The sequence below is a fragment of the Chitinophaga sancti genome (genome assembly GCF_034087045.1).
Classification (GTDB): Bacteria; Bacteroidota; Bacteroidia; order Chitinophagales; family Chitinophagaceae; genus Chitinophaga; species Chitinophaga sancti_B.
Window position 1 is genome coordinate 1,974,463 of record NZ_CP139247.1, and the last position, 10,538, is coordinate 1,985,000.

The 10,538-nt window shown below is 45.7% G+C and carries 8 protein-coding genes; 7 read left to right on the top strand and 1 reads right to left on the bottom strand.

Annotated elements, in window-relative coordinates:
- The first annotated feature begins 1 nt into the window (after window position 1).
- The 4 genes from ppk1 to SIO70_RS08325 are packed head-to-tail and all read left to right on the top strand — an operon-like array spanning window position 2 to window position 4,474.
- Window positions 2–2,080, top strand: a complete 2,079-nt coding sequence (ppk1, locus tag SIO70_RS08310) for a polyphosphate kinase 1 (protein ID WP_320580471.1) — start codon at window positions 2–4, stop codon at window positions 2,078–2,080.
- Window positions 2,067–2,582: a thioredoxin family protein gene (locus SIO70_RS08315; protein WP_320580472.1), complete on the top strand. Its 516-nt coding sequence runs from the start codon at window positions 2,067–2,069 to the stop codon at window positions 2,580–2,582. Before ppk1 ends, SIO70_RS08315 begins: the two co-directional genes overlap by 14 nt.
- Window positions 2,579–3,052 carry a DUF4442 domain-containing protein gene (locus tag SIO70_RS08320; RefSeq protein ID WP_320580473.1) on the top strand — a complete coding sequence of 158 codons (474 nt, stop codon included), beginning with the start codon at window positions 2,579–2,581 and terminating at the stop codon, window positions 3,050–3,052. Before SIO70_RS08315 ends, SIO70_RS08320 begins: the two co-directional genes overlap by 4 nt.
- A gap of 15 nt (window positions 3,053–3,067) precedes the next feature.
- A complete protein-coding gene (locus tag SIO70_RS08325; RefSeq protein WP_320580474.1) occupies window positions 3,068–4,474 on the top strand; it encodes an MBL fold metallo-hydrolase in 1,407 nt (468 codons plus the stop codon).
- Between the two features lie 130 nt (window positions 4,475–4,604).
- Here the strand turns inward: SIO70_RS08325 and SIO70_RS08330 are convergent, their stop codons facing one another.
- On the bottom strand, window positions 4,605–7,136 hold the full coding sequence (locus SIO70_RS08330) for a M1 family metallopeptidase (RefSeq protein ID WP_320580475.1): 2,532 nt from the start codon (window positions 7,134–7,136) through the stop codon (window positions 4,605–4,607).
- A 210-nt stretch (window positions 7,137–7,346) separates the two neighbouring features.
- On the opposite strand from SIO70_RS08330, the gene SIO70_RS08335 reads away from it, so the two are divergent.
- The 3 genes from SIO70_RS08335 (at window position 7,347) to truA (ending at window position 10,373) form a co-directional block, all read left to right on the top strand.
- On the top strand, window positions 7,347–7,847 hold the full coding sequence (locus SIO70_RS08335) for a biotin/lipoyl-containing protein (RefSeq protein ID WP_320580477.1): 501 nt from the start codon (window positions 7,347–7,349) through the stop codon (window positions 7,845–7,847).
- A gap of 65 nt (window positions 7,848–7,912) precedes the next feature.
- Entirely contained in the window at window positions 7,913–9,535 is a 1,623-nt protein-coding gene (locus SIO70_RS08340; RefSeq protein ID WP_320580478.1) for a DUF4476 domain-containing protein, read from the top strand.
- 85 nt (window positions 9,536–9,620) lie between these two features.
- Window positions 9,621–10,373, top strand: a complete 753-nt coding sequence (gene truA, locus SIO70_RS08345; RefSeq protein WP_320580479.1) for a tRNA pseudouridine(38-40) synthase TruA — start codon at window positions 9,621–9,623, stop codon at window positions 10,371–10,373.
- Window positions 10,374–10,538: the final 165 nt, after the last annotated feature.

A 10,538-nucleotide genomic window follows, 5' to 3' on the forward strand; every position in this document is an offset into this window, starting at 1 on the left:
TATGAATACTCCACTGTATGACCGTGATCTGAGCTGGTTATCATTTAACTACAGGGTGCTGAGCATGGCCAAAGACCCTGCGGTGCCGCTATATGAGCGCATTCGCTTCCTGTCCATCTTCTCCTCGAACTTAGATGAGTTCTTCCGTGTACGTATGCCCGCTGTCATGGCAGTGAATAAACTGGTGCGCGACAATCCCGAAGTAGCAGGGGAAGAAACTCTCTCTACCGATACGCTTCCCATTATTCAACAGGAGATTAACAGACAGCTGGGAGAATTTGGGCATACCCTCACCCAACAACTCCTGCCTGCATTAAGAGATAACAGGGTTGATCTTTACTATAACCAGGAGATCCTCTCTTCGCACCTGTCTCCTATGCGGGAATACTTCCAGACAAAGATCCAGGGCTTTCTGCAGCCTTTTTGGCTGGACAAGAAAAAGCCCAAAGATGCATTTTTGGAGAATAACCAACTTTATCTGGTAGTATCCGTTTCTCCTGAAAACGAACCTGATCGTCTGCAATATGCAGTGGTCAATATTCCGAGCAGTGAACTGCCCCGTTTTTTTGAACTCCCACAAGTTCAGGATGTCAGCTACATCGTGATGCTGGACGACATTATCCGGGAAAATGTAGGCTGGCTGTTTCCGGGATATACTGTCAACGGTTGCTACAGTATCAAGATCACCCGCGATGCAGAAACCGATATGAACGAATTGGCAAGCGATATACTGGACCAGGTAGAAACCATGATAGCCAAAAGGGAACTGGGTATACCTACCCGTTTTCTTTATGACAGCAGCATGCCATTGGCCTTGAAACAATTACTGGGTAATTACTTCAGTATCCTGCCACAGGAAATGGTGCCGGGAGGCCGTTACCACAACCTGAAGGATTTAGCAGACCTGCCCATGCCGGTAAAGTCACCGCTGTTTACCTATCCTAAGCAGCCTTCGGCTCACCTGCCACAACTGGATAAGGTACCGCACCTGCTGGAAGAGGTATCACAAAGGGATATCATTCTCCATCCCCCTTACCAGCGATATGAGTACATTCTCCGTTTCTTTAATGAAGCGGCGACTGATCCCAATGTCAAAGAAATTTACATCACACTATATCGCATTGCAGCCAGTTCACAGATTGCCAATGCCCTTATCAGCGCTGCCCGCAACGGCAAGCAGGTAACGGTGTTCGTAGAGCTGAAAGCCCGTTTTGATGAAGCCAACAATATCCGTTGGGCCAAGAAGATGAAGGCAGCTGGTGTGAAGATCATCTATAGCATTCCGGGTTTGAAGGTGCATGCCAAGATTGCCCTGGTAAAACGAAAACGTGGCTACCAATGGGATTATGCCGGGCTGATGGCCACGGGTAATTTCAATGAAAGCACCGCCCGTTTTTATACAGATCATGTATTGCTCACAGCACATCCGGGTATTACCCAGGAACTGGAGCTGTTGTTCTTATATCTACAGGCCCGTCAGCAACCGGATAAGTACGATTACCTGGAATTCAATCACCTGCTGGTGGCGCAGTTTAACCTGAAGACCCGGTTCTCGGAGTTGATAGACAGGGAGATTGCGAATGTAAAAGCAGGTAAACCGGCACATATCACTATCAAGCTGAATAACTTGCAGGAAAAGGATATGATTGCCAAACTGTACGAAGCCAGCGAAGCAGGGGTACAGGTAGACCTCATCGCACGAAGCATCTGTTGTCTGCAACCCGACCAGCTTGAAAGCAGCAATATCAAAGTAAGAAGAATTGTAGACCGCTACCTGGAACATGCGCGGGTATTCATCTTCCATAATAATGGGGAAGAGGAAGTGTATATGGGTTCTGCAGACTGGATGAACCGCAATATCCACAGGCGTATAGAAGTGTGTTTTCCGGTATATGCAAAGGAACTGGCTGCTCAGCTGAAGGAGATTATCAATCTTCAACTGGCAGACAACACGAATGCAGTGATGCTGGATGCGCAGTTATACAATATACCTTTGACTCCTGAAAAGGGTGCCCCTGCTGTCAATGCCCAGCTGGGAATCTATCAATATATTCAATCACTGGAAAATGACCGTCATTAGTCGCATTTTCATCGCCTTACTGTGCCTTTGTGCCAATACTACTTTGTCCGCACAGGAAAAGCATACCCTGGACCTTGAGCATATCTATGATCCGGGTGCCGATGCTGCGGCAGACCTGGCAGCTATTCAGCAACAGGCAGCGGCTGCCAAAAAACATATATTGGTACAGGTAGGCGGCAACTGGTGCATATGGTGCAAGCGATTTTATAAATTTACGGAAGAGGATAGCACGTTGAAAAGCCTGCTGAAAAGGAACTTTATCGTATATCATCTGAACTATAGCAAGGAGAATAAGAACCTGCCTATATTGCAAAAGCTGGGTTATCCACAGCGTTTCGGTTTCCCGGTTATCGTGATCCTGGATGCAAAGGGCAACAGACTACATACACAGGATACCGGGTTACTGGAATCCGCAGATTCATATGATGAGAAGAAGATAGCGATGCTATTGAAGCAATGGGGCCCGGATGCACTCAACCCTGCTTATTACACTAATCAATGATAAAATTCCAACGTTTAGTAACACAGCCCTGGAAATTTTCCCTGTTTTTGTTGTATAAATTACCGGCAGCATGGCTGGCAGGGGTAAGGGTACAACAATTGACCCCTGCTGTTTGTATCACTTCCGTACCTTTCAGGTGGTTGTCACAGAATCCTTTTAAGTCTACCTATTTTGCCTGTTTGGCTATGGCGGCAGAAATGAGTACGGGATTGCCGGCTATGTGGTTTACTTCCGATGCGGCACCTGCCCGGGTATCCATGTTAGTAACGGGCATGCAGGCCAGCTTTCTGAAGAAAGCCTCTGGAAAGACTTATTTTACATGTGAAGAACTGGACGGGATGCAGGCAGCTATACAGCATGCAGTAGCTTCGGGGGAGCCTGTCGCCATCACCGTCAATACTACTGGCAAAAGCCACGATGGCACAGTAATTGCCACGTTCGCGATCACCTGGTCGTTTAAGAAACGCTGATAAAAATCAATCATTATGAAGATAGCCTTTCATGGGGCGGCACGAACTGTTACCGGTTCGAAACACCTGATTACATTAAAGAATGGGAAAAAGATCTTATTGGATTGTGGTATGTTCCAGGGTATGGGGAAGGACACAGATGCCATGAACTTTGACCTGGGTTTTGACCCTTCTACCGTCACCATGATGGTATTATCCCATGCACATATTGACCACACAGGACTTATTCCCCTGTTGGTTAAAAGGGGGTTTAAAGGCCATATCTTTTGTACCCCCGCTACATTCGACCTCACCCAGATCCTTTTGATGGACTCCGCCAGGATCCAGGAAGAGGATGTAAGGTTTACCAATAAAAAACGCCGGAAAATAGGATTGCCGCAGGAAGAGCCTTTGTATACAGTGGATGATGCAAAAAAGAGCATGTCTGTTTTCAAAAAGGTAAAGAGCTATAAAGAATGGCACAGAATAGATGACGAGGTGGAAGTGATGTTTACAGATGCGGGCCATATCATAGGTAGTGCGGCGGTGACCCTGCGTATAATAGAAGGGGGCAAACCAACGATCATTACTTTCAGTGGGGATATCGGCAGGTACAATGATGCGATCCTGAAATCGCCGGATACTTTTCCACAGGCAGATTACATACTCATGGAATCTACCTATGGCAGTACCCTTCATGCAGAGGCGGCACCAGGTACCGATGTTTTGCTGAATTATATACATGATACCTGTAAGGTGAAGAAAGGAAAGCTGATCATACCGGCATTCAGTGTAGGTCGTACTCAGGAATTGCTATATGCGCTGAATAAGGCGCAGCTGGATGGTAAGCTGCCAAAGGTGGATATCTTTGTGGATAGTCCGCTTTCCATGGAAGCGACAGAGGTGGTGACTGCTCATCCGGAGTTGTTTAATAAGACTGTAGCGAGGCTGTTGCAGTTCGATGACGATGTATTTGATTTTCCGGGGTTGCATTTTATAGAATCAGTGGATGAGTCAAAGAACCTCAATTTCCGTCAGGAACCGTGTGTGATCATTTCAGCCTCGGGTATGGCGGAAGCGGGTAGAGTAAAGCATCATATTGCTAATAATATCAGTGATACTAAGAATACCATCCTGATGGTGGGTTATTGTGAACCACAATCTTTGGGGGGCCGGTTGATGAGAGGAGCGAAAGAGGTATCAATTTATGGTACCCGCTATGAGGTGAGGGCAGAAGTGGGAAGTATCCGGTCGATGAGTGCCCATGGAGATTATGAGGACCTGAGCCAGTGGTTGTCTTGTCAGAACCCAAAGGAAGTGAAGAAGTTGTTTTTGGTGCACGGGGAGTATGAGGTGCAGCAGATATTCAGGAATTGGTTGTTGAAAAAGGGATTTGGGGATATAGAGGTGCCGGAAAGGCATTCTGAGGTTGGATTGGGGTAAGGTTTCTTCGAGTGTTGTTCGATTGTTCTTCGAGCGTTGTTCGACTGTTCTTCGTCGCTTGTTCGTCGCTTGTTCGACGCTTGTATATCTAAAACCCGGTTTTGCCTAACAGCAAAACCGGGTTTTTCTTTTAGTCCTTTAACTCACTGATCACTTTCTTAATATAATCATATTGCTTCATCAGGTCCGCTTTTTTATCAGCAGTTGCGATGGTTGCCTTGTCCAGTTTTCTCTTGGCCACAGGCTGCAGCATATTTACCATATAATTAGTCACCATCTTGTTATTGAAGGTTTTCACCATATCCCTGATCTGGCCGACGCCTTTGATCACGATATCAGCGTTATCCACATTTGCCAGGATTGTGATATACTGAATCGCATCTTCCACCTTTTCCTGACCACTTGCTTCATCAAAGGTTTTGGAAAAGAATGCGATGTCATCTTCATTCCCCTTTTTTGAATACACATTTGCAATTGCATTGCGCAGTGCTCCTTTAGAGGTAGCTTCCATTTGCTTCGCTAAAGTATAAGCTTTATCTGCATCAATAGATGAGAGGCTTGTCAGTGCCGCACCTGCAGCAGCATACGACTTGTCTTTAGTTGCTCCTTCGAACAGGGAGGCGTACTGATTCTCTCTCAGACTACCCAGTTGTCTCAGAGCTGCAGCACGTACTGTAGCATTGTTATCGTTCTTCGCAATTTGCTGTAATAAAGGCAGGGCGGCAGATTTTACTGCATCGTCGCTCATATTCAGCCCTTTAATAGCCAGAGAGCGAATTCCATAGAATTTATCTTTCAGGGCAGCAATTACCACCTTGCGGGCTCCGGTATTAGACTGATCTTTCAGACAAGCTTCCAGAGCTTCCCTGCGATCCAGGTAGTTAGGTGCATTGTTGAACTGGAAGATGTAGGTGTTCAGGTCTCTGTGATCAGCGATATCAGCCAGCAGTACTTTGTCCGCATCTACATTCACCAGGTCTGGTTTGGTTGTATAAGGGAAAGTGAAGGAAGCCGTTTTATCGGTCACATTCACCAGGTGACGTTCTGTTTTACCACCTGCATAGATATCAATTGCCATTGGCAACTGGAATATCTTTCCGGATTCCTGGGTCTGGGTGATATTGACAGTCACGGTTTTAGCTCCGTCATTGTATTGGTAGCTTACATCCAGTTTAGGGAAACCATCGCCAAAATACCATTGGTTAAAGAACCAGTTCAGGTCCTCACCGGTTACTTCTTCAAAGGCCAGGCGCAGCTGATGAGCTTCAGCAGGTTTGAAGGCATTGGTCTTCAGGTAGAGGTTCAGGGATTTGAAGAAGGCGCTATCACCTACAACATTGCGAAGCATGTGCAGGATACGGCCACCTTTCTGGTAGCTCACAGCGTCGAACATATCTTCCTTGTCATGGTAATGGAAACGCACCAGGTCACGGTCACCGGCATATTCGGCGAACTGCTTATAGCTTTCCATAGCTTCCAGCGCATGTGCGTCAGCTTCGTCTTTACCATATTTATGTTCCAGCCAAAGGTATTCACTGTAGTCGGCAAAAGACTCATTCAGGGTCAGGTTGCTCCATGACTCAGCTGTTACCAGATCACCAAACCAGTGATGGAAGAGTTCGTGGGCGATAACAGATTCATTGTAATTGTTATTATCCAGCAGTTCTCTGTCTGTTTTCTGTACGAAATCGCCATGCAGGGTGGCGGTGGTATTTTCCATAGCACCGGATACATAGTCTCTTACTACAATCTGGGCATACTTAGGCCATGCATACTCATAGCCAAGGATGTTGGAATAGAAGGTGAGCATTTCGGGGGTATTACCGAAAATGGCTTTAGCGTATGGTTCATAGGCTTTTTCCACATAGTAGCTCACTTCTTTGCCACGCCATTGTTCCTTTACGATAGCGAATTCACCTACTGCCATCATGAACAGGTAAGGGGAGTGGGGTAGGTCCATCTTCCAGGTATCGGTACGGGTACCATCCGGGTTATTCTTTTGGCTTACCAGTTTACCATTGGAGAGGGTCACGTATTTCTTTTCGACAGTCATACTGATCTCTTCGGTACATTTCTGGGCGGTCTTATCAATAGTAGGGAACCATACAGAGTTGGATTCGGTTTCACCCTGTGTCCAGATCTGGATTGGCTTATTTTTGTCCGTGCCATCAGGATTGATAAAATACAGGCCTTTGGCGTCAGTGATAGCTGCGCTGCCGGAGGCACTGATTTCTTCTGGTCTGGCCACATAATCTATATATACAGTATACGATTCGGTGCGGCCATATACTTTATCCAGTTGGATATGCAGCTGGGTGCTGTCGTAAGTATACTTCAATGGGGTGTTTTTACCACCTTTTACAAGTGCAACGGTTTTGATATCCATACCTTTGGCATCCAGGGTCAGGGAATCGGTAGCATAGAAGTGAGGCTTAAGGGTCAGCCAGGCTTTACCATACAGATATCTTTTGGCGTAATCAAAGCGGACATCTAGTTTAGTATGGGAGAGGTCGTTCACTCTTGTTGCAGTGGCTCTGTAGATCTTCAGCAGAGGATCATTGGCATTGTCTGGTTGCTGTGCATAAGCGGGGGAATAACACATGCTTCCAGTCAGACATACTACCAGCAGGCCTTTTAGTGCTTGCTTTAAAGATTTAGACATTGTAAGAAATTGATTTTTGCAACGAATTAACGAGTATTCTTAGAAATATTTGGATTTTGGGTTGTTAATATTGGTATAAACGGGATAATTGGCGATAATAAGGGATACAAAAACATCTTCCTTTCCGAAAAATATTTAAAAGCCCCCTTCCTTGCTGCCGCAAGGCTCCTAAAAAAAGCTATTTTTGTCTCAGTTCAGATAAAACAACTTATGATCAAAGCAATCGTAAATGGCACCACGTCATTTGCAATCAATACGGCACCTGAGGGGCTCTCCTGCAATGGGCAGGCCGTACAATGGTCTGGGCTGGAATTGCCTACCGGCAATTATAGTGTAATATTGGATGGGCGGAGTTATACAGCTCAGGTCATCAACATAGACAAAGACGCAAAAAAGGTAAAAGTCCTGATTGAGCAACAGGCATACGAGGTCGCTATCGAAGAGCCGATAGACCAGCTGCTGGCAGCCATGGGTATCAACCAAGGTGCCACTCGCAAGGTAAACGATATTAAGGCCCCAATGCCCGGAATGGTACTGAAAGTATTGGTTTCGCCAGGCCAGGAAATTAAGAAAGGCGATCCGGTACTTATTCTGGAAGCCATGAAAATGGAGAATGTATTTAAGGCAACTGCAGATGCAATCGTTAAGGAAATCAAGGTTTCTGAACGAACAGCTGTTGAAAAAGGGGAGGTCCTCGTTATATTGGAATAGTATTTGTTTTCTAAGCAGCCGCGTGGGTTTTGATGAACACCCTTCCGGGGTTATATTATATTTCTATGATTAAGTATTTGAAAAAATCTTTATTGATACCGTGCCTTCTTCTGATCGCATTGCAGATGACAGCTCAGGATAAGCAGTACTATATTTATATACAAAGCGAAAGGTCTCAGCCTTTCTATGTACGCTTTGATGGAAAATTACTCAGCTCTTCCGATAAAGGCTATCTCATTATTTCCAAACTGCCTGCTGGTACAGCCAATATGCGTATTGGATTTGCAAAAAGTGAAGTACCCGAACAACAGTACCTGGTAAAAGTTGGAGGTTCCAATGACCAGGGGTACCTGTTGAAACAGGATGGCTTATATAATTTAGTGACATTTGCCGCCACCAGGCCTGTGAAGAAGGGAGAAGAACCGGCAGTAGCAGCAGCGCCTGCGCCTGTAGTGGAAACACCGGCACCAGCACCTGCTCCGGTTACAGAAGTGCCGGCACCAGCTCCTGTTGAGACAGCAGTAACACCTGCTTCTCCTGCTCCGGAGCCGCAAAAGGCCATGATGGATTCTATGCAAAAGGATCTGGCAGCAGCTTTCCCAAATAAAGAAGCAGGAGTTACAGTAGGTCCTGGTACCCGTCCGGTAAAACCAACCAACAAGTTTTCAGAATCCCTGGATAGGGTCGTAAAAGATGACAGACCCGAGGAACCACTGGTAGATCCGAATGCCGGAACAGGTATGATCCTGGCACCTGCCAAGGATACCACATTGGCTGTTCAGCAACATGAAGAAAAGAAAGGACGTAAGAAACGCAGGGATAGAGAACCACTTACAGAAGAAGAACAACAGATCCTTGCTGATGTAATGGCGGAAGAACATAAGGCAGCAGCAACATCTGCACCAGCAGCAGATCTGACTGTTACTACTGATACTGCAGTAACGGTTGTGGCAGAATCGGCACCGGCTCCAGCTCCTGTTGTAACAGAAGATGCAGCAATACCTGATAAGAAAGCTAAGAAAGCAAAGAAGAAAAAATCAGATGATCCTGCTTTTATCGATTTTCAGGATGGTAGCAATGCACAGGCAACACCTTCAGCCGCTGTAGATGTTGCTACTGTATCAGTTGCTTCTGCCGTAGAAGAACCAGCACCAGCTCCTGTTTCTAAGAAGAAAAAGCGTAAAACAGATACAGAAGAGCGTCCTAATAATGTATTGACAGACGATTCTTCCGGTTATGCGGTATCTGATCTTAATATTGATCATACCAGCAAAAAAGACCGTAAAAAGAAGAAGCAGGATGTTGAGGAAGGAGCAGTAGCTGCTGCTGAAGTGCCTGCAGTAGCTACAGAAGACACAAAGAAGTCTTCCTCGTCAGTGAAAATGATTAATTCTGATTGTGGAAAGGTAATGGATGAAGATGCGTTCCGTAAGCTGCTCCGCAAGTTTGTAGGAGGAAAGGATGATGATGGAATGATAGATGCATTTAAGAAACAGACGAAGGGGTATTGTCTGGAGACGTCCCAGGTAAAGACGCTGGTACAGCTGTTGGGTACAGATGATAGTCGTTACCGTTTATTGGATCAGGCATATCCTAAGGTATACGATTCAGAGCATTTCGCAGCTTTGGAAAGTGTACTCTCCGACAGTTATTATAAAGGTCGCTTCAAGGCAATGGTCCACAGATAAGCACCTCATCAGATAAAGGCAGAAGGCCACAGGTTGAATTTCAACCTGTGGCCTTCTGCTTTTTGCGTCTTACCTTCGCGGCATTATGAGATATTTTATAGAAGTAGCGTACAAAGGGACCCAGTTCGGTGGCTTTCAGATCCAGGACACAGCACATACGGTGCAGGCTGAAATAGATCGGGCTATTAGTCTGCTCATGCGGGAGAAAGTGGAGACGACGGGATCCAGTCGTACAGATGCAGGAGTACATGCTTTGCAGAACTTTCTGCACTTTGATATTGCGCAACCTTTGCATCCGCAATTCATCTATAAGGTAAATGCGATCCTGTCACGCGATATTGTATTAAAGCAGGTATATGCGGTAAGCGATGAAGCGCATTCCCGCTTCGATGCCCTGAACCGTGCTTATAAATATACCTTATACACACAGAAAGATCCTTTTATGCAGGATAGGGGATACTTCTATCCCTATAGTCTGGACTTTGACCTGCTGCAGGAAGCAGCGGGTATATTAAAGACCTATGAGAACTTCATGACTTTTAGTAAGCGGAACACGCAGGTGAGAACTTATAACTGTAATATCATGGAATCAGCGTGGACGAAAGAGGACGGACATATAGTATATCGGGTACGGGCAAATCGTTTTTTGAGAGGAATGGTGCGGGGAATGGTAGGTACGATGCTGAGAGTAGGGCGTGGAAAGCTGACGATAGAGGGGTTCAGGAAAGCGATAGAGATGAGGGATTGTACGTATGCTGACTTCGCAGTACCGCCTCAGGGTTTGTTTTTAATGCAGGTAGCATATCCATCTGGGTTACTTGATAAAGGAATTTTTTAAAATATAATTTTGATTTTCAGAGAGTTAAGTGTGCTGTGCCAGCTATCTTTCAAAAAAGATTTTGCAGTAAAGAAAAAAGTCCTACTTTTGCATCCCGCTTTGATAGAAAGCACAGCACAAAAAGCTCTTTATTTATCCGTTTTGCAACAAGCTATAACTCTCACC